The organism is Dyella mobilis (assembly GCF_016904945.1).
In the GTDB taxonomy this organism is placed as follows: Bacteria; Pseudomonadota; Gammaproteobacteria; order Xanthomonadales; family Rhodanobacteraceae; genus Dyella_B; species Dyella_B mobilis.
This window is the reverse complement of record NZ_JADIKF010000039.1, coordinates 1109266-1130019: the sequence shown is the minus strand read 5'-3', so window position 1 is coordinate 1130019 and position 20754 is coordinate 1109266. Positions and strand designations below refer to the sequence as shown.

Genomic DNA, 20754 nt, shown 5'->3' with positions numbered 1-20754 from the left:
GCGCATGCAGGTGTTGCCCGTGACCGACGCGTGGATGCGTGCATCGGTTGTTGTTCCGTACGCGGAACGACAACGCTTTCAACGGAACCTCTTTCAATGCGCATTGCCCCACGCATCAACGCGCTTGCCGCGTTGCCGCTTGCCGTGCTGGCTTCGTCCGTCGCCATGGCTCAAAGCAGCCAGAGCGAGCCAGTCCCCGGCAAAACCACGACCAGCAAAAACCCGGTCACGCTCAACGCCATCAGCGTCACCGCGCAAGCCAGCCACCCGGCCGCGACGACGCCCGCCTATCCCGCCACCCAGGTCAGCGTGACCGCGGCGCAAATGGACGACACCGTCAATGCGTTGGACGTGGAAGATGCCGCCAAGTATTTGCCGAGCGTATTCATCCGCAAGCGCAACGAAGGCGATACGCAGCCGGTGCTGGCCACGCGCGACTGGGGGGTGAACTCCAGCGCACGCACGCTGGTGTATGTCGACGACATTCCGATCTCCGCACTGATCGCCAACAACAACACCATCGGCGCACCGCGCTGGGGCATGGTGTCGCCGGACGACATCGATCACGTGGACATGCTCTACGGCCCCTTCTCCGCCGCCTATCCCGGCAACGCGATGGGCGGTGTGATGCGCATCGTCACGCGCACGCCGGACAAGCCGGAAGTGACCATCGAGCAGACCGAAGCGCTGCAGACTTTCAATCTCTACGGCACTCGCGGCAACTACGCCACCAGCAAGACCAGTGTCACGGCCAGCGGCAGGAACGGCCGGTTCTCCTGGTTCGTGGGGGCGAACTCGGCCAACAGTTTCAGCCAGCCACTGAGCTTCATTACCAGTGGCTCCATCCCGGCCCATACCAATGGCGCGATTCCCGCGCTCAACAAGGTGGGCCAGCCGGCCAACGTGCTCGGTGCGGGCGGCTTGTTGCACACGCGCATGCTCAATCTGGACGGCAAGTTCGCCTACGACATCACCCCGTGGCTGCAAGCCGCTTATTGGGTGGGCTATTGGAGCAACGACGGACAGTCGCGCAACCAGACCTATCTCTCCAGCGCAAGCGGCGTGCCCACTTACGGCAAGGCATCGGGCTTTGCCAGCAATACGTACGTCATCGTCGAACACCATTTGATGCAGGCGGCATCGTTGAAGACCGACACCAAGGGCAACTTTGACGGTTCGCTGGTGATCACCCACTACAACTTCATCAAGGACGACCAATGGTCGCCTTATGGCGTGCTCGCAGGAACGACGTTCACGCCAAACGGATTGCTGGCTAGCTATGCCGGCACCAACTGGTCGACGGCCGACCTGCAAGGCACCTGGCGCCCGGAAGGCTACGGCGGCGAACACGAGGTTTCCGCCGGCGTGCACGCCGATCAGTACACGCTGGCCAATCCCACCTATGGCACCCGTGCATGGCAGGACCCGGACAATGTTTCCGGCCTGTATTCGGCCGGCAGCGGCAAAACCCGCACTAATGCTTTGTGGCTACAGGATGCGTGGCAATGGGCACCCGATTGGCTGGCGACCATCGGCGGCCGCTTCGAGCGATGGCAGGCCAGCGACGGTTTCAACTTCAGCGGCAAGACGGCCGTCTATCAGCCGATGGAGAAAGCCTCGGGCTTTTCGCCCAAAGCCACCGTGCGCTGGGATGTATCGCCCGCCTGGCGACTTACCGGATCGGTGGCGAAATCCCTGCGTTTTCCTACCGTGGGCGAGCTGTATCAACTCGTTTCCACCGGCTCTACGTTTACCTCGCCGAACCCGAACCTCAAGCCGGAGCGCGACCTGAGCGGCGAGTTGGCCGTGGAACGCGCACTCGATGACGGTTCGGTAAGGTTGTCGCTGTTCCAGGAGAACACGCGCAATGCGCTGATCGCCCAGACCTCGACGCTGCCCGCCTACGCCGTACCTGTTACCTACACCATGAACGTAGGCGAGGTGCGCAACCGCGGCATCGAGCTGGCTGCGCAGCAAAACAATGTGCTGCTCGAAGGCCTTGAGCTTTCCGGCAGCGTCACCTTCGTCGACTCCACCATTCTCTCCGATCCAAACTTCGTCAGCGCTGCCGGCACCACCGCCGACGGCAAGCACGTACCCTACGTGCCGCGTTGGCGCGCTACCGCCGTGGCCACTTATCGACCCGACGCAGCCTGGGCATTCACCTTGGCCGGCCGTTACAGCGGCAAGCAATATTCCACGCTGGACAATACCGACGACACGCCCAATGTGTTCGGCGCGTTCGATCGCTTTCTGGTGTTCGATGCACGCGTGAACTATCGGATCAATGAGCAATGGTCGGCGTCGCTCGGCGTCGACAATCTCAACAACGAAAAATATTTCCTGTATCACCCCTTCCCGCAGCGTACCTATGTCGCCAGCCTCAAGCTCAAACTCTGACACCACGCGCGGACGGCAGGTCTATCGCCTGATCTGGCGCTGGCATTTCTATGCCGGCCTGTTCTGCCTGCCGTTTGTCCTGTGGCTGGCCACCACCGGCTTGATCTATCTGTTCAAGCCGCAGTTGCAGCCGCTGCTGGAACGGCGCTATGCCCACGTCACCCTCGCCACCGCACAGCCGGCTTCCGCGCAGATTGCCGCGGCGCTGCGCGCGGTGCCGGGCTCGGTGCTCAACACCTATGTACTGCCGACTTCGCCGCAGGCGGCCACGCGGGTGCTGGTGGGACAGGGCAACGAAGTGATCCGCGTGTTCGTCAATCCATCCACGTTGCAGGTACTGGGCGTAGTGCGCGAGAACGACCGCTTCATGAAGGTGATCTTCTACCTGCATGGCGAGTTGCTGCTAGGCAGCACCGGTTCGATGCTGGTGGAGCTTGCCGCTTCGTGGACGATCCTGATGCTGCTCACCGGCCTGTATTTGTGGTGGCCGCGCAACACACGTCTTGGCGGCACTTTGTATCCGCGTCTTCGTCACGGCCGGCGCACATTCTGGCGTGACCTGCATTCGGTGACCGGATCGTGGGTATCGATATTCGCCTTGATGCTGTTGTTGTCCGGCCTGCCGTGGAGCAAATTCTGGGGCGGCGCGTTGCATTCCCTGCGGCAGACTTATGCAGCCGGCACTGCGACGCAGGACTGGACTACCGGCAGCGCATCGGAACGTGCGCAGATCAAAGCGGAAAACACCCAGGCCCAGGGAAACCATGCCATGCACGAGTCGATGCCCGGCATGGATATGGGCGATGCGCCTGCCGTCGCCGGCATCGACTACACGCCGATCGATCGGCTTTTGCCGGTCGTTGCCGCGCAACACATCGCACCTCCCGTGCTGATCGCACCACCGTCGATGCACGCCGCGCACTGGACCGCGCGCTCGGATGCCGACGATCGCCCGCTGCGCACGACGATCGAGCTGGATGCAACCGGCGCCATCCTGCATCGCACGGCTTTTGCGCAGAAGCCGTTGCTCGACCGCATCATCGGCTACGGCATCGCCATTCACGAAGGCGCTCTGTTTCCGCCGCTCAACCAGGTTCTCGGCGTATTTACCGCGCTGGGGCTGATGACGATGTGCATCAGCGCCGCGGTGATGTGGTGGCGGCGACGACCGGCGGGCGTGCTTGGCGCGCCGCCGGTATCGATCGAGACGCAATACCCGCGCGTATTGATCGGATTGCTGACCTTGCTCGGCATCGTTCTCCCGCTGCTCGGCATTTCCATGCTACTGGTGTGGCTGACCGAACACCTTTGCCTGCGCCGAATCGAGCGCGTGCGCCATTTCCTCGGCCTGTCGCCGGGGTGGCGCTGATCAAGCCTGAGTATCTGGAAGGGAAAGTCCACGGACGGACGAGCCGCATCCGAACCAGGTGGATTTGATCGAAACCTCCCTAGCGCGTCGCCCGCTCCGTGCTTTAGACTGCCCCGGCGCATCGGGGGATGCGCGACAAGGGGAAATAAGGATATGAACGAACTCGTCTATAGGAACGAGACGACCCTGCGCACCATCGCGCTGGTACTCTCCATCATCATGTGGGCCGTATTGCTGGTGGGCACGTTCGGTGCCCTGCTTGCATACATTTTGTTGATCGCGCTTTTTGCACTGGCGGCACACTCTGCGCTCATCGCGCATTTGCGTGGCAATGCCATCCGCATCACGCCCAAACAGATGCCGGACTTGTGCCAGCGCATTTATCGCTGCGCGCGCAAGTTGAATATCGACGATGTGCCCGAAGCGTATCTGGTCAACGGCAATGGCGTGCTCAACGCTTTCGCCACGCGTTTTCTTGGCCGCAGCTTCGTGGTGCTGCTGTCGGATGTGGTCGACAGCATGGAAGATCGTCCCGGTGCGCTGGATTTCTATATCGGGCACGAGCTTGGACATCTGCGCCGGCATCATCTGACCTGGTCGAAGATCCTCGCCCCCGCATTGTTTTTGCCCTTGCTTGGCGCGGCCTATTCGCGTGCACGCGAATACACCTGCGACCGGCACGGCCTGGCCGTTTGCGATAACCCGGAAGATGCCCAATACGGCCTGGTGGCGTTGGCCGCCGGCAAGCGCCGCTGGCGTGCCGTCGATCTGGACGAATACAGCAACAGTGCCGCAGCCCAGCCGGGTTTCTGGATGTCGCTGCACGAGCTGGTGGGCGACTATCCCTGGCTGAGCAAGCGCCACGCATGGCTTCGTGCGCTGGCCCAGCAGCGCAAGCCCAAGCTGGGTCAACGCAACGCTTTCGCCTACGCCATCAGCCTGCTGTTGCCGCGCATTCCCGGGCTGGGGATGGCCGGCGGCGCCATCGTCATCTGCTATGTCGCGATCCTGGCCGCAATCGCCATCCCGGCGTATCAGAATTATGTGGAACGAGCCACCGTCACCTTTGCCATGAGCGAAAGCGCGCCGTATCGGCAGGCGATCGAGCAATACAGCATCGGCCACCAACAGTGGCCGGCATCGTGGCAACAGCTGGGCGTGGCACGTTTCCCGGGCAACCAGAAAGTGGAAAGCATCGAGCTGGAAGACAATGGCGCGCTTGCGATCAACTTTACCCAGCTTCCCTTGCGAGGCCACGTGCTGCTGCTGACACCCTACTCCAGCGCCGGCGCCATTCGCTGGTCGTGCGGAGGCACCGTGCCTGCGACGGTGTTGCCGCTGGAATGCCATGCGCAATCCCAGCAGCCAAGCTTCTAAAAAGCTCGTCGCCACCGCTCTGCTGTCGAGGAAACGGTGGCGACCCCGCACTTGCCCGATTCCAGATGAAAGTGAGTCACGGATAGCGCCGGTTTGGCGTTAAGCTCAGACGCCCCGGCAACGGTAAACCGCCATGGCACTGAACGCACCGATGAGCCGCGCGGCAGCAGGCATGGTCGTCGTGCTTTTGACGATCGCTTCGGCATGGGCACGGCAACCACCCGGCATGCCATCGAATGCGAGCCCGTTGCGCGTCTCCAGCGCGAGCTTCGCCAACGGTCAGCCGATACCCCAGCGACTCAGCTGCGACGGCGCCAACCTGTCGCCGGACCTCACGTGGTCCGGCGCACCTTCCGGCACCCGCAGCTACGCCATCGTCATGGACGACACCGATACCCCATCGGATTTCACCCATTGGCTCGTATACGACCTCCCTGCGGATACCCACCACCTCCAGGAAGGCGCAGCGTCCGCGTCCAAACGGCTGGAAGGTGCCAGCGAAGGGCTCAACAACTTCGGCCGCGCCGGTTATGGCGGCCCCTGCCCGCCCGGCGGTTCTGCGCATCACTATGTGTTCCGCGTCTATGCGCTCGACACCGATCCTGCGCTGCCTGCCGAAGAAGATCGACAACAACTCGAGGCCGCGATCGGCAAGCACGTGCTGGCGCAGGGAATCCTTACCGGCACCTACCAGCGTGGCGGCTGATATCGTCGATTGCGCAATTTCGGTCAGGCATCGCGGCGGCTTCGCGAGTAACTTCTCGCTGGCCAAGGAGAAACGCCGTTGAGTCCGCGATCCATCGATACCTACCGCGCCCGTTTTGAAAGAGTCCTCGACTACATCGACGCACATCTTGCCGAGGACCTCGACCTCGCACGGCTCGGCGACCTGGCCGCGTGCTCGAAATATCACTTCCTGCGGCAGTTTTCCGAGCTCTTCGGCGTCGGCGTCTACAAATACGTGCAATTGAACCGGCTCAAGCGTGCTTCGCAGCAACTGGCCTTCCGCCTCGACCTGCCGGTGATCGAGATTGCACTGGACAGCGGCTACGACAGCCCCGAATCGTTTGCCCGTGCTTTCAAGAAAAACCTGGGGCAGACGCCCACCGAGTTTCGCAAGCAGCCGCAATGGACGCCTTGGCATGCCATCTATCAACCGCTTGCCCAGCTAAGGAACGCATCCATGCCCACGCCCGCACATCCGCGCCACGTCCAGTTGATCGATTTCCAGGAAACCCCGGTCGCCGTGCTCGAGCATCGCGGCGACCCGAACCTGATCGGTGATTCGATCCGCAACTTCATCGCGTGGCGCAAACAGAACCATTTGCCCCCTGCCAGACACGCCACTTACAACATTCTCTACGATGACCCTTACGAGGTTGAACCGCAGGACTATCGCTTCGACCTGTGCGTAGCCACGACGCAGGACATCGCAGAAAATCCGTTCGGCATCGTCAAAAAAACCATTCCCGCCGGCCGCTGTGCGGTGCTGCGGCACGTAGGGTCCGACGACACGCTGCCGCAATCGGTGACTTATCTCTACGCCGAATGGCTGCCGCAAAGCGGTGAAGAACCGCGCGACTTTCCGCTTTACCTGCAAAGGGTCCGCTTCTTTCCCGACGTACCGGAGAACGAAGCCATCGTGGATATTTTTCTTCCCATCGAATGACCCGTACTCTCGCGCCGCCCCATTCGCACGATGCACGTGCAGATGACCCGCGAGCAGACCAGACCCATGACCGTGGCATGCCCCCGTTTTGCCATTTCCCGGTGGCAGGCTAATCGTTTCCACGTGACCCGCAAAAGGAACTGCACGATGAAGCTTGCTCTTGTCCGCCGGTCCGCCATGGCGGCAGCACTATGCCTGTGCGCTTGGGTCGGATCGCCCAGGTGTGCGACGGCCGGCGATGGCGTCGCGGCAACCGCAGGCGATTCAGGCTTGCAGGCAACACTGCAAACTCTGGCCCAACGTGCCCAACCCGGTGCGCTCGGAATCGCCGTACTCGACCTGGACAGCGGCAAGACCTGGCGCGTCAACGCCGATCAAGCCTTCCCCATGATGAGCGTGTTCAAGTCGGCGGTCGGGGCGGCGATGCTGGACCGGATCGAACACGGACAAAACAGCTTCGATCAAACCCTCGTGGTGAAGCGCGAAGACCTCGAAGGAGGCATCATCCGCAAGCAATTCCAAGGCACGCAGGAAACGTTCACCGTACGCCAGCTGATGAGCGACATGGTGAGCGAAAGCGACAATACGGCGGCCGATACCTTGATCAAGTTCATGGGTGGCCCTGCCATCGTGGAAAGCTATCTGCGCGCTCACGGCATCGAAGGTCTGCACGTAGACAGATACGAGTCCGGCAATACGCAATTGTTCGAAGCCCTCCATACAGGCGAAACGCCGCCGGCAGACGAAACCGACGCGCAGCAGGACCAGCGCTATCTGCGCGGCTACCACGCGTTTCTTGCTGATCCCGGCAACCGCAGCACACCCGCTGCCGCCGTCCAATTCCTGCGCAAACTGTGGCGGCACGAACTGCTTTCGAAAGCCTCCAGCCAGTACCTGCTCGACCTGATGTACGCGCAAACCAAGCCGAACCGTCTTCGCGCCGGCCTGCCGAACGGCGTTCGATTGGCAGACAAATGCGGTACGTCACCGACGATCGACGGATTCACCGCGGCCTATAACGACATCGGCATCATGACCTGGCCCAATGGGCATGCGGTTATCGTGGCCGCCTTCCTGACGGCATCCCATGCTTCCGACGATGCGCGTCAAGCCATCTTCGTGGACTTGGCCAAGTCGGTCGCGGCAGCGCTTCCTCCCAGGGCCAACTGATATCTGGTGCCGGCTACGTTATGCTCGCCGGCATCGGCATCAAAACTCGACGAGGGAGGCCCGCGTGCCCATGCAGCGCTTCAGGTGCACCATCGCCACGCTGGTGGCGGCTACCGTCGGACTGGCCGCTTTGGCGCCGAACGCCTTCGCCGATACCGTTCCGAAGCCTGCCGATCACGCCTGGCTGCTCAAGGCCGATCGCGTCTTCGACGCTCGCAGCGAGCAGACGCACAACGGCTGGGTGGTGCTGGTGCAAGGCGACAAGATCGCTGCCGTAGGGCCCGCTTCGCAGGTAAGCGTTCCAGCCGGCACGCAGACGATCGCCCTGCCCGGCACCACCTTGCTGCCTGGCTTGATCGATGCGCACTCGCATATCTTTCTGCACCCCTACAACGAAACTCTATGGAACGACCAGGTACTGAAAGAAACCCTGGCCTATCGCACCATCGAAGCCGTACAGCACGTGCACGACACACTGATGGCCGGCTTCACCGCCTTGCGCGACCTGGGCACCGAGGGCGCCGGCTATGCGGATGTCGACGTGCAACGCGCCATCGACCAGGGGCTGATTCCTGGACCGCATCTGTTTGTCGCCACGCGCGCCACCATCGCCGCGCACTGCTACGGTCCGGGCCCGTTGGGCTTTCGTACCGATATCGACTTGCCGCAAGGCGGCATTCCGGTCAGCGGCACGGCGCAAATGATCGATGCGGTACGCGATCAGGCCGGCCACGGCGCCGACTGGATCAAGCTGTATGCCGACTATCACTGCGGCAAGAGCAAGGGCTCCGTACCCACGTTCACTCAGGAAGAACTGAATGTCGCAGTGGAAACCGCGCATTCGATGGGCCTGCCGGTGGCCGTGCACTCCACCACGCCCGAAGGTATGCGCCGCGCCGTACTGGCGGGCGTGAACACCATCGAGCACGCCTATGGCGGCACGCGCGAAGTGTTTGAACTGATGAAGCAGCACGACGTCGCCTACATGCCCACGCTCGAAGCCGAAGCCGCCTACGCCGAATATTTCCACGGCTGGAAGCCCGGCCTGCCGCCCACCGAAGACATGCAGCAGGCGGCAAACGCGTTCAAGACCGCCATGCAGGTCGGCGTCACCATCGGCTCCGGCAGCGACGTGGGCGTATTCGCGCACGGCACCAATTACAAGGAACTGGAATGGATGGTGCGCGATGGCATGTCGCCGTCGCGTGCGCTACTGGCCGCCACCGCGGTCGACGCGAAAATACTTCGCCAGCAGGACCATTTCGGCCAGCTCAAGCCAGGACTGGATGCCGATATCATCGCCGTGCAAGGCGATCCGACAGCGGACATCAGTGCCATCGAACACGTGCCGTTCGTGATGAAAGGCGGAGTGATCTACAAGCAGGACGTGGGCGCACATTGAGAAGGCTCCCATCGCGTGAAAGGCAACGAAGCGGCTGTCGCAGCGGATGAATCCATGGACAGCAAACGACCAAGGGACGTGCATCACGTGGTTACTCGCCATCTAGTTTTCGCTGCACTCGCAATGCTGCCTGCCGCATGCGTACACGCGACAACGCCTGCGTCGACGTGCTCAGCCAGCCAGGCCGAAACGGCGGACTCAGCGGTGGACACGCTGGATAGCTGGCAGGCCGTTGCCGCCTACCGCGCCAAATTCGCGCAATGCGACGACGGCAGCATCGCAGAGGGAAGCTCCGAAGCCGTGGCCCGACTGCTCGTCGATCATTGGGATACGCTGCCCGAGCTTTCGCGGCTCATGGCGAAAACGCCTTCATTGCGGCCGTTCGTGCTGCGGCACATCAACACAACGCTCGATACGCGCGATCTGGACAAGATCAGACAGGACGCTTCTCAATGTCCAAACGGGCTGGACAGCCTCTGCAAAGATATCGGAGAAGCGGCCATCCACGCTTCCCGCTCGCCTTGATACCGAACGACATGGCAACCATTGCGGCACGCCGCATTACCAAGGCGGCAGGCGACTGCACTCCGAAAAAAAAGTTGCGCCCCGAAAGGGGCGCAACGAGATACGTGAAATGGCGGACAAAAGCGCGATCGTCAGATCATCGGCAGTTTGAGGCCTTGCTCCTTCGCGCACTGCACGGCGATGTCGTAACCGGCATCCGCATGGCGCATCACGCCAGTGCCCGGATCGTTCCACAACACACGCGCAATGCGCTTGTCTGCTGCCTCGGTACCGTCGCACACGATCACCACGCCGCTGTGCTGGCTGTAACCCATGCCCACACCGCCGCCGTGATGCAGGCTGACCCAGGTCGCGCCGCCGGCCACGTTGAGCATGGCGTTGAGCAGCGGCCAGTCGGAAACGGCGTCGCTGCCGTCCTTCATCGCTTCGGTTTCGCGATTGGGGCTGGCGACCGAGCCGGAATCCAGGTGATCGCGGCCGATCACGATTGGCGCCTTCAGTTCGCCCTTGCGCACCATTTCGTTGAAGGCCAGGCCGAGCTTGTGGCGCAGACCCAGACCCACCCAGCAGATACGCGCCGGCAGGCCCTGGAAGCTGATGCGCTGTTCGGCCATGTCCAGCCAGTTGTGCAGGTGCGGATCGTCGGGGATCAGCTCCTTCACCTTAGCGTCGGTCTTGATAATGTCTTCCGGATCGCCGGACAGCGCAACCCAGCGGAACGGGCCCACGCCGCGGCAGAACAGCGGACGCACGAAGGCAGGCACGAAGCCGGGGAAATCGAAGGCGTTGGCGCAGCCTTCGTCCTTGGCCATCTGGCGGATGTTGTTGCCGTAGTCAAAGGTGGGAATGCCCTGCGCGTGGAAAGCCAGCATGGCTTCCACGTGCTTCTTCATGGATTTCTTGGCGGCATCGCGCGTGCCGTTCGGATCGCTCTTACGGCGTTCGAACCACTGCTCCACGGTCCAGCCTTGCGGCAGATAGCCGTTGATCGGATCGTGCGCGCTGGTCTGGTCGGTGACCGCATCGGGCCGCACGCCGCGGCGCACGAGCTCGGGCAGGATGTCGGCAGCATTACCGAGCAGCGCAATGGATTTGGCTTCGCCGGCCTTGGTGTATTTCTCGATGCGCGCCAGCGCGTCGTCCAGATCGGTGGCCTGCTCATCGACGTAGCGCGTGTTGAGGCGGAAATCGATGCGGCTCTGCTGACATTCGATGTTCAGGCTGCACGCACCGGCCAGCGAGGCAGCCAGCGGCTGCGCGCCGCCCATGCCGCCCAGGCCCGCGGTAAGAATCCATTTGCCCTTGAGGCTGCCGTTGTAATGCTGGCGGCCCATTTCAACGAAGGTTTCGTAGGTACCCTGCACGATGCCCTGCGAACCAATGTAGATCCAGGAGCCGGCCGTCATCTGGCCGTACATCATCAAGCCCTTCTTATCGAGCTCGTTGAAGTGCTCCCAGTTGGCCCATGCCGGCACCAGGTTGGAGTTGGCAATCAGCACGCGCGGCGCGTCCGGATGGGTCGGAAATACGCCGACCGGCTTGCCCGACTGCACCAGCAGCGTTTCGTCGTCATTGAGATCGCGCAGGGCGCGCAGGATGGCGTCGAAGCACTCCCAATTGCGCGCGGCGCGGCCGATGCCGCCATACACCACGAGTTCCGCCGGGTTTTCCGCCACGACCGGGTCCAGGTTGTTCTGGAGCATGCGGTAAGGCGCCTCGGTGAGCCAGCTCTTGCAGCTCAGCTCCGTGCCGTGCGGGGCGCGGATGGTGCGGGTGGTGTCGATGCGTGTAGGGGCGTTCATCGGGGTACCTGCGACTGCGATGGGGAAAGATCCCCATTATGGTCGCCCCGCCGGATGGCCGCCAACTGCAGTGCGGCAAAGGCTTGGCCTGCCTGCTTTTTGCCGCAAGGCGAGGGTTGCTCACTCTGCCCCGCGGGCCGGCGTCCAACCACGCGCAAGGCGAAGGCCTTGAAGTGGCTGGATCGAGGTAACCGATCCCCGTATTCGTACGAAGCACACCCCAACACGCGCCAACAGGAGCACGATGCTCCAGTGGATCGATGAAGCCCCTCCCATCAGGAACTGCTTCCATGAATGAGCCATCCCTGTCCTCCCCACCCCCACTCGGCACCGGCGGCAAACTGCTGCGTTTCGCACTGATCGGGGCCATCCTTCTATTTACCGTGCTTGCTTTCGGTTACGTAGGGGGATGGCTCGCCCCGCAGCGGCTTACCGCGCAGCGCCTGGTGAACCAGCTGCAGACCAACGCAGGAGTGTTTCCCGGCTATCGCCGCAATCACGCCAAAGGCGTATGCGTGATGGGCTATTTCGAAAGCAATGGGCAGTTGCAGCCGTATTCCTCGGCGCAGGTGTTCGCACCGGGACGTACGCCGGTGGTGGGGCGCTTTGCCGTTCCTGGCGGCAACCCCTACGCCCCGGACAGCAGCGTGCCGATTCGCAGCATGGCCTTGCGCTTCAATCAGGCCAATGGGCAGCAATGGCGTACCGGCATGAACAGCATGCCGGTGTTTCCGGTGGCCACGCCGCAGGCTTTTTTTGAGCAGTTGCAAGCGCAGCAACCCGATCCGGCTACGGGCAAGCCAAACCCCAAGAACATCGCAGCGTTCTTTGCCGCGCACCCGGAAGCGGCAGCATTTCTGGCCTGGGTGAAGACCGCCAAACCGTCGTCCAGCTATGCAACGGAAACCTATTGGAGCTTGAATGCTTTCGTACTCGTCGATGCCCAAGGCGAAAAACACCCGGTGCGCTGGCGCATGGTTTCGGAAAACGGCGATGCGACACCCGGCGGCGCGAACCCCGATTATCTGGATGCGGATCTGGCGCAGCGCTTGACGCAAGGGCCGCAACGCTGGCATTTACTGTTCACACTGGCAAATCCCGGCGACCCCACCAACGACGCCACCAAGATTTGGCCGTCCGATCGCCGCGACGTCGACGCCGGCACGCTGGTGCTGACCGCCACCGAACCACAGCAAAGCGGCCCTTGCCGCGACATCAACTACGACCCGCTGATATTGCCGAATGGCATCGAAGCCTCGGATGACCCGCTGCTGCCTGCACGCTCGGCTGCCTATGCAACCTCGTATCTGCGCCGCACCAGCGAAGAGGCCCGTTTGCCCGGCACCGCTCATACCCAGCAGGAGGCACGGCAATGACACGTTCACCGACTCAATTCGTGCTTGCTGCACGTGTGTTGCACTGGCTGATGGCGGCCATGATCGTGGCCATGCTGTTTATCGGCGTGGGTATGGTGGCTTCGGTGTCCGAACGACACGAATGGCTGCTGCGCATTCACAAGCCGCTAGGCATGGCGATCCTGCTGCTTGCGGTGGTGCGCTTGGCCGTGCGCTTGCGTCACGCTCCGCCGCCGCTGCCCGATGATCTGCCGGCCATCCAGAAATTGGCAGCGCTTGCCTCGCATTGGCTGCTGTATGCGCTGATGTTGATCATTCCGCTGGTGGGCTGGGCCATGCTTTCGGCCGGCGGTTATCCCGTCATGCTCAGTGAGTCGCTGCGGTTGCCACCGATTTTTCCGACCAATGCGATCGCGTTTGCCATGCTCAGACATGCACATGCATGGCTTGCGATACTGTTGCTCCTGACCTTTCTTGCGCATCTTGGCGCAGCGCTTTATCACGGACTGATTCGCAGGGACGGTGTGCTTTCGAGCATGCTTTGGAGCTGGCGCAAATAGCCCGATTGATTCCGGCCCGATGAACATGGTCGCTTGGCGCTTCTTCGATACCGTCATTTCCTGTTTCGTGGAAATGACGGTATCAGCAGTTCAACGACGTTGCGATGATGCACTCGCATCGGACTTCGATAGAAGGTCCCGCATGTGATTGATCTGCCATTTCATCTGCGGATCTTTGCCGAAGTGCGCCAGAAAATATTGGTAAGTATCTTGTAAGCCCGCACGCGGCTCATTTTCCTGGATCGTAGCTCGCATGATCCACGCGCGTGGGCTGTCAGGGTATTTCCGAATGATGCGGTCGGCGATATCCCAGGCTTTGTCCCATTCGTGTGTATTATTGGTGTAGATGAAGCCAAGCATGCCCAGTGCTTGGTCGTCGTTCGGGTCGATGGCTAGCGCCGCTTCAAGGTCTTGCGCACCGTGCTGGGTATCGCCGGTATAAATGTACACGTAGCCACGGGTTTCATAGTTACCGGCCTCTTTGGGCGCGGCGGCGACCATCTCATTGGCTTCGTCCAAACCCATCCGTGGCTCGCCGGCCAGTGCTAGTTGCTTCGCGCGCTGCCTGCGAAGTGCTTCCGAGGGCTCAAAACGCAGGGCCTCGGACAAATACACCACGGCAATAGGTGCCGCTCCCTGATCGGCGGCCGTATTTCCGGCAGCCTCCAGCCCGCCGCTACGCACTAATTCGTCCATCGCCCCAGGGAAGTTGAAAGCTTGCGGAGGCGGTGCACAACTGCAACCATCGAGATTAGCCAGATACTGCGCTACCGCCTGCTTCTCCATCCACAACAGCGGATTCTGGTTTGCGTGTCCAACAGCCGTGTCGGCCATCCGCTGCATGGCTTCAAGCGAACCAAGCCATTGCGGTTGGAGCACCCACATCATCTGGCTGTAGATGGACCAGTTGGCAGGGTCGACCCGCAAGCCGCGACTCATCGCTTGCACTGCATAGCCCCTGCCAAATTCGAGCCCCGCAGCATCAATCATTGCCGCGTAGACGGGTGTAATACGCGGATTGAGTTTGATCGCATGCTGCAGGTCCGCATCGGCCATTCGCAAAAGACGGTCCATCGCTGCCATCTTGTCGTCAGACGTATCCTTCGCAAACCTGCCACCACGCTGCTCATGCGCCATCTGTACATACGCATAACCGCTGGCCGCGTAGGCATAGGCGCTAGTCGGCGAATCCCGCTTCCAGGCGTCCAGCAACTCGCGGGTCGCAAACGAACCGTCGCCAAAATCGTTCACAAAAATGTGGTCAAGCCGCCCACGCGCATCCGGTTGCGTCAACTGGGCTTGCAGGGCCTCGTCCATGCGGTGATCAAGTTCGCCCGCTTTACCTTGTTCGATCAACTGCTTGACTTCGTCAAAACCGATAGTCGGTTGAAAGCGGTAGTGGCAGTACGCAACCACCGCATCGTGAGTCCAATGGCTGCCCGGCGGATCCGGGTAGTCCAGGCAGCGCTGAAGCAGATCGGACTGCATTTCCGCGCGACGCACCGCTTCAGCAAACGCAGGGATGTCCTTACTGAAAGATTCACCTGCAGGCCGGTCGTGCCTTGGGCGCACAACCGAGTGATACACCTGAGTGCCCGGGTTGGACGCCCCGGCCGCCGAAACACTGGTAAAAGACCAAAGCTCTGCGTGCGAATAAATATAGAAAGCGCTCAGCACCAACACGCCTGCCAGCACAGCCAGCAGTCCTTGCTCCCGAGAAGTCATGATGCGTCCTTTGCCTGGGTCCCCTAGGCCAAGATATAGCAAACATTGCTGGGGTTGTCGCCCAACAAAGGGCATCCCTGTGATGGCCCGCCCACGTGCAGGTTGTTTGTGCTCATGCTGCCGCATCGAAAACGAGACAACGAGCCCTTCGAGCATTGATGTCCGAAAACGGCGAGTCTCCAATCGTCGACGGTGCTAGCCTGCACCTATGTCCCAAGCCGCCCCCATCCCCACGCTCGACCTGCAAACCTGCGAACGGGCCCGATTGAGCCGGGACGCGCGTTTCGACGGCCTGTTCTTCATTGCCGTACGCAGCACGGGCATCTACTGCCGACCGGTCTGTCCGGCGCCCACGGCCAAACCCGAAAACGTGCGTTTTTTTGGCACTGCCGCCGCTGCGGAAGGTGCGGGCTTCCGCCCATGCCTGCGCTGCCGGCCGGAACTGGCGCCGGGCAACGATGCGTGGCAGCGCGGCGATCACGTGGTGACGCGCGCGCTGAAATTGATCGAGGACGGGCTGCTGCAGGATCATCCCGTGGACGAGCTCGCGCGGCGCGTCGGTGTCGGCGCGCGGCAATTGCGACGCCTGTTCGTGGAGCGGCTGGGCGCACCGCCGATCGACGTGCACACCACGCGACGCCTGCTGTTCGCCAAACAGCTGTTGACCGAAACGCGCATGCCGGTCACCGATGTTGCGCTGGCTTCGGGCTTTGGCAGCCTGCGCCGTTTCAACGCCGCGTTTGCCCAGGCCAACCGGATAGCTCCGCGCGAATTGCGCCGCCATCCTCATGCAGCGGGCGACGACTTCCTGAGCCTGCGGCTCAGTTACCGCCCTCCGTATGACCTCGCTTCGTTGCTGACGTTTCTGCGCGGCCGTGCATTACCCGGCATCGAGCAGGTGGACGATCACAGCTATGGGCGCGTATTCGGCTCGGTGGAATCCCCCGGCTGGCTGCGCCTGAGTGCGTGGCCCGGCAACGAACACGCCTTGCACCTGCAATTGCATTGCCCGCAACCGGCACAAATGCTTGCGGTGGTCACGCGTATCCGCCGCATGTTCGACCTCGACGCCGATCCGCAGGCGATCAACGCGGCACTGGGTGCCACCCCGCATTTCAAAGCGCTGTTGCGCAAACGTCCAGGCTTGCGCCTGCCAGGCAGTTGGGATGGTTTTGAAGTCGCCGTGCGCGCCATTCTCGGCCAACAGGTAAGTGTCGCCGCCGCACGCACGCTGGCCTCGCGCATCGTGCAGCGATACGGCGAATCGCTGCCGGCGGCCATTGCACCTGGTCTGGAACGCCTGTTTCCCTCGCCACAGATGCTGGCCGATGCCGATCTGCGCACGCTGGGCGTCACCACCGCACGCGCGGAGACCATTCGCGGCGTCGCCCGCGCCGTGCTGGATGGCCGCGTGGATTTCCGGGTCGAGCAACCGCTGGACGAATTCGTGCAACGCTGGGTGGCGCTGCCTGGCATCGGCGAATGGACGGCCCATTACATGGCCATGCGCGGACTCAGCCATCCAGACGCGTTTCCCGCCGCCGACCTGATCCTGCGCCGCGCCGCGTCCGACGGAGACAGCATGCTCAGCACCAAGGCCCTCACCCAGGCGGCACAGGCGTGGCGCCCATGGCGATCGTATGCCGTGATGCATTTGTGGCGCAGCGTGGCCGACGCCGCAACGACCAAACGCCCCCTTGCCCAGCAGCAGGAAGCCGTAGCATGAGCATCGCGGCACGCGACACCATCTGGTACGACCATCTCTCTACGCAAATAGGCAAACTGTTGTTGGCGGCAGACAGCCAAGGCTTGCGCGAAGTGTGGTTCGAGACCGGCAAGCACAAAAAAGAACCGCCGCCGAGCTGGCTGCACGATCCTGGCAAACTCGCTTTCGCGCGCACGCAACTGGAAGAATATTTCGCCGGCGAGCGGCAGCATTTCGACCTGCCGCTGCATCCGCTGGGCACACCGTTTCAGATCCAGGTGTGGCACGCACTGGCCAAGATTCCCTATGGCAGCACGATCAGCTATGCGGAACTGGCGCGACGCATCGGCCAGCCGTTGGCCGTGCGCGCCGTCGGCGCAGCCAACGGACGCAATCCCCTGCCGATCGTGCTGCCCTGTCATCGCGTCATCGGCAGCGACGGCAGCCTTACCGGTTTCGGCGGCGGCCTGCCGACCAAACGGTTCCTGCTTGGCATGGAAGACGGCATTGCGCGCGGCGATCTGTTCGGCATGCCGTTGCGCTGATCCCTGAGGCAACGCCGGGCCATGCCATACGCACGAGCGGAACGAAGCCACTGCATCCGTTGAGATGCGACACGCTGGCTAGGCATACAATGCACGCCCAGCCGGCGCGTCAAAGCATGACCTCGACACTCACCTCTCCTCCCAAACTGGCCATTATCGGCGGCGGCCCCGCGGGGCTGATGGCTGCCGAAACGGCGCGCGCGTGCGGCATCGAGGTCGATCTGTATGAAGCCAAGGGTTCGGTCGGGCGCAAATTCCTGATTGCCGGCAAGGGCGGCATGAACCTCACGCATGGCGAACCGAGGCCCGAGTTCGATCAGCGCTATGGCGAACGGGCCCCCGACATCGGCAACTGGCTGGACGATTTCGACGCCGATGCATTGCGCAAGTGGGCGGGCGAGCTTGGCGTGGAAACCTTTGTCGGCAGTTCCGGACGCGTTTTTCCCAACGACTTGAAAGCGGCCCCGCTGTTGCGCGGCTGGGTGCATCGCCTGCGCGAGAGCGGCGTGCGCTTTCACGTACATCACCGCTGGTTGGGCTGGCATGACGACGGCGCCCTGCGCTTTGCCACACCGGACGGCGAGCGCGTCATCCAGGCTGGCGCGGTGGTTCTGGCACTCGGCGGCGGCAGCTGGCCGCAGCTCGGTTCGGACGGTACGTGGCAGGCGCTGCTCGCTGCTCACGGCGTCGACGTCGCGCCATTGCAGCCATCCAATTGCGGCTTCGACATCGGCTGGAGCGATTACCTCGCCACGCGTTATGCAGGTACGCCGCTGAAGCCGGTGTCGGCTCACTGGCGCGATGCCTCGGGACGCGGCCACGTTCGCCAGGGCGAATGCGTGATCACCAGCACTGGCATTGAAGGCAGCCTGATCTACGCACTTTCGGCCACCTTGCGCGATGCGATTGCCAAACATGGACACGTCACGCTGGAACTGGACCTGGCTCCCGACCGTCCACTGGAGCGATTGCAGCGCGACCTGGAAAAGCCGCGCGGCAGCCATTCGCTCAGCGATCACTTGCGCCGCCAGACCGGACTCGGCGGCGTGAAAGTCGCCTTGCTGCACGAAGTGCTGGACAAGGCCAGGCTCAACGATCCGCACGAGCTGGCGCGCACGATCAAGCGACTGCCGCTGCGCCTGCTGCACGCCCGCCCCATGGCGGAAGCCATCAGCAGCGCCGGCGGCGTACGGCTGGAAGCCTTGGACGACACCCTGATGTCCAGCACCCTGCCCGGCGTGTTCTGTGCCGGCGAGATGCTCGACTGGGAAGCACCCACCGGCGGCTACCTGCTTACCGCCTGTTTCGCCAGCGGCTATCGCGCTGGGCGCGGCGCGGCAGCGTGGCTGCGCGCGCACGGAGCATAGGGCCTGTTAGCACTATTTTCGTGGCCCGCGCCAGGAGCTGTTTGCGCGCCAGCCAAGGAAGAGTGAGGGAGTGTACGTCCGTACACGACCGAGTGATGACGCCGGGTGGCGGGCAAACAGACCCGGCCCGAAGGGTTGCCGTTGAGTGGCCGCCATGCGGCAGCACGCGGCACCGGCTTGGCAGCCAGCCAAGTCAGTGCCACGCACTACCACCTGGCGGCCACTCAACGACAACGCGGGCTACGAAAATAGTGCTAACAGGCCCTAGCAGTTACAAGCCCAGATCGCTCAAGCCCGGATGATCGTCCGGGCGCCGTCCTTGCGGCCAATGGTATTTGCGTTCCGACGCGGCAATCGGCACGTCGTTAATGCTGGCGTGGCGCTCGGCCATCAGTCCGTTTTCGTCGAACAGCCAATTCTCGTTGCCGTAGGAACGAAACCAGTTGCCCGAATCGTCGCGCCATTCATAGGCAAAACGCACAGCGATCCGGTTGCCTTCGAAGGCCCACAGTTCCTTGACCAGGCGGTATTCGAGCTCGCGTGCCCACTTGCGCGTGAGAAAATCGACGATGGCTTCGCGGCCGCGAACGAACTCCGCACGATTGCGCCAGCGACTTTCCGGTGTGTACGCCAATGCAACCCGGGCAGGCTCGCGCGTATTCCACGCATCCTCGGCAAGGCGTACTTTCTGGATAGCCGTTTCGCGGGTAAAGGGCGGCAACGGCGGGCGCTGTTCGGTCGATGACATGGGAGCTCCAGAAGGCAGCAACGCGGTGGATTTTTCCGCCGGCCCCGCCATGATCCGGTGAGGATGGGCGGTCTTTTCGGCGAGGTATCCGGCCGCAGCTTACCCAGTGACCGACTTTCACGCATCCTGCACGGAATCGCGCAGCTAGATAAGCTGCGCTGCGTAACGCTCGACCGCCGGGAGGATCCTTCCGGCTTCCAATCTGACAACCTCGTGGAGACTTACCATGTGCGACGATCCCTCGCATTCGCTGCAGTCCCGCCGTCAGTTTCTTGGAGCGGGCCTTGGACTGCTTGCCTTGGGCACCTTGCTGCCAAGACAGGTACTGGCCGACGCTGCCCCGCCGCAGAATGCCATTTCGCCCGACACCGCCTTGCGCCGGCTGCTGGCCGGCAATGCGCGCTATGCCGCCAATCAGCTCGACCCGAAGGACTTCTCGGTCGGCCGCGCCGCGCGGGCCAAGGCACAGTATCCGATTGCAGCCATCCTCAGCTGTGCCGATTCGCGCGTGGCCCCGGAGTTGGTGTTCGACCAGGGTCCAGGCGATCTGTTCGTCGTGCGCATCGCCGGCAATTATTTGAGCAGCGACAGCCTGGCAAGCCTGGAATACGCAGTAGGCGTGCTCAAGGTGCCGCTGATTGTGGTGCTCGGCCACACCGAATGCGGGGCGATCAAGGCCACGGTTGCCGAGATCAAGGACCCGCACGATCTCCCCGGGCACATCTGGGACATCGTCGACGCGATAAGGCCTGGCGTCGAAAGTACGGTAAAAGCAGGTGGCGATCAGGTACTCGACGCGGCGATAGGCGCCAATGTCGATTACAACGTCGCGCGCATAGCGGCGGCCCAGCCGGTGGTATCGAGCGCGGTCAAGCAAGGCAGCGTCAAAGTCGTGGGTGGCGTGTATCAACTGGCTACCGGCAAAGTCGCGATGCGCGGCAATGCCTGACATCTCCTGACTGCCTTCCCGCACCAGCCTGGAGGAACCCCGGCTGGTGCTGGAGACCAGGGGCGCATCAAAGCGAGTAAAAACTT

17 protein-coding genes are annotated in these 20754 nt (G+C 62.5%); 14 read left to right on the top strand and 3 right to left on the bottom strand.

Annotated features, from left to right (window positions below; translation table 11 throughout):
• The first annotated feature begins 96 nt into the window (after positions 1-96).
• From ISS99_RS16250 to ISS99_RS16215, 8 genes are all read left to right on the top strand, one after another.
• Positions 97-2400: a TonB-dependent receptor gene (locus tag ISS99_RS16250; protein ID WP_204632617.1), complete on the top strand. Its 2304-nt coding sequence runs from the start codon at positions 97-99 to the stop codon at positions 2398-2400.
• Positions 2372-3769, top strand: a complete 1398-nt coding sequence (locus ISS99_RS16245) for a PepSY-associated TM helix domain-containing protein (RefSeq protein WP_204632616.1) — start codon at positions 2372-2374, stop codon at positions 3767-3769. The genes ISS99_RS16250 and ISS99_RS16245 overlap by 29 nt, the downstream gene beginning before the upstream one ends.
• A gap of 153 nt (positions 3770-3922) precedes the next feature.
• The gene (locus tag ISS99_RS16240; RefSeq protein ID WP_204632615.1) at positions 3923-5146 is read left to right on the top strand and encodes a M48 family metallopeptidase; all 1224 of its coding nucleotides are present in this window, start codon (positions 3923-3925) and stop codon (positions 5144-5146) included.
• A gap of 133 nt (positions 5147-5279) precedes the next feature.
• Entirely contained in the window at positions 5280-5852 is a 573-nt protein-coding gene (locus tag ISS99_RS16235; protein ID WP_204632614.1) for a YbhB/YbcL family Raf kinase inhibitor-like protein, read from the top strand.
• 78 nt (positions 5853-5930) lie between these two features.
• A complete protein-coding gene (locus tag ISS99_RS16230) occupies positions 5931-6815 on the top strand; it encodes an AraC family transcriptional regulator (RefSeq protein ID WP_204632613.1) in 885 nt (294 codons plus the stop codon).
• 147 nt (positions 6816-6962) lie between these two features.
• Positions 6963-7985, top strand: a complete 1023-nt coding sequence (gene bla, locus ISS99_RS16225; protein WP_204632612.1) for a class A beta-lactamase — start codon at positions 6963-6965, stop codon at positions 7983-7985.
• Positions 7986-8055: 70 nt separating this feature from the next.
• Positions 8056-9387 (top strand): amidohydrolase family protein, encoded by a 1332-nt coding sequence (locus tag ISS99_RS16220; RefSeq protein WP_204632611.1) that lies wholly within the window; start codon positions 8056-8058, stop codon positions 9385-9387.
• A gap of 204 nt (positions 9388-9591) precedes the next feature.
• Positions 9592-9912 (top strand): hypothetical protein, encoded by a 321-nt coding sequence (locus tag ISS99_RS16215; protein WP_204632610.1) that lies wholly within the window; start codon positions 9592-9594, stop codon positions 9910-9912.
• Positions 9913-10043: 131 nt separating this feature from the next.
• On the opposite strand, the gene hutU is transcribed toward ISS99_RS16215, so the two are convergent.
• Positions 10044-11714, bottom strand: a complete 1671-nt coding sequence (hutU, locus tag ISS99_RS16210; RefSeq protein WP_204632609.1) for a urocanate hydratase — start codon at positions 11712-11714, stop codon at positions 10044-10046.
• Positions 11715-12004: 290 nt separating this feature from the next.
• On the opposite strand from hutU, the gene ISS99_RS16205 reads away from it, so the two are divergent.
• Together ISS99_RS16205 and ISS99_RS16200 are read left to right on the top strand one after the other, a co-directional pair.
• Positions 12005-13090, top strand: coding sequence for a catalase family peroxidase (locus ISS99_RS16205; protein WP_204632608.1), 1086 nt, complete (start codon positions 12005-12007; stop codon positions 13088-13090).
• Positions 13087-13629, top strand: coding sequence for a cytochrome b (locus tag ISS99_RS16200; RefSeq protein ID WP_204632607.1), 543 nt, complete (start codon positions 13087-13089; stop codon positions 13627-13629). Before ISS99_RS16205 ends, ISS99_RS16200 begins: the two co-directional genes overlap by 4 nt.
• Before the next feature lie 90 nt (positions 13630-13719).
• Here ISS99_RS16200 and ISS99_RS16195 read toward each other — a convergent pair whose 3' ends face one another.
• Complete coding sequence (locus ISS99_RS16195) at positions 13720-15354, bottom strand: tetratricopeptide repeat protein (protein WP_204632606.1); 1635 nt, start codon at positions 15352-15354, stop codon at positions 13720-13722.
• 208 nt (positions 15355-15562) lie between these two features.
• On the opposite strand from ISS99_RS16195, the gene ISS99_RS16190 reads away from it, so the two are divergent.
• The 3 genes from ISS99_RS16190 to ISS99_RS16180 all read left to right on the top strand — a co-directional run bounded on the left by ISS99_RS16190 (position 15563) and on the right by ISS99_RS16180 (position 18971).
• Entirely contained in the window at positions 15563-17080 is a 1518-nt protein-coding gene (locus ISS99_RS16190) for a DNA-3-methyladenine glycosylase 2 family protein (RefSeq protein WP_204632605.1), read from the top strand.
• Entirely contained in the window at positions 17077-17604 is a 528-nt protein-coding gene (locus tag ISS99_RS16185; protein ID WP_204632604.1) for a methylated-DNA--[protein]-cysteine S-methyltransferase, read from the top strand. The genes ISS99_RS16190 and ISS99_RS16185 overlap by 4 nt, the downstream gene beginning before the upstream one ends.
• Before the next feature lie 116 nt (positions 17605-17720).
• Positions 17721-18971, top strand: coding sequence for a TIGR03862 family flavoprotein (locus ISS99_RS16180; RefSeq protein ID WP_204632603.1), 1251 nt, complete (start codon positions 17721-17723; stop codon positions 18969-18971).
• 271 nt (positions 18972-19242) lie between these two features.
• Here the strand turns inward: ISS99_RS16180 and ISS99_RS16175 are convergent, their stop codons facing one another.
• The gene (locus tag ISS99_RS16175; RefSeq protein ID WP_204632602.1) at positions 19243-19719 is read right to left on the bottom strand and encodes a nuclear transport factor 2 family protein; all 477 of its coding nucleotides are present in this window, start codon (positions 19717-19719) and stop codon (positions 19243-19245) included.
• Positions 19720-19945: 226 nt separating this feature from the next.
• Here ISS99_RS16175 and ISS99_RS16170 point away from each other — a divergent pair, with 226 nt between their 5' ends.
• Positions 19946-20668 (top strand): carbonic anhydrase, encoded by a 723-nt coding sequence (locus tag ISS99_RS16170; RefSeq protein ID WP_204632601.1) that lies wholly within the window; start codon positions 19946-19948, stop codon positions 20666-20668.
• Positions 20669-20754 lie beyond the last annotated feature (86 nt).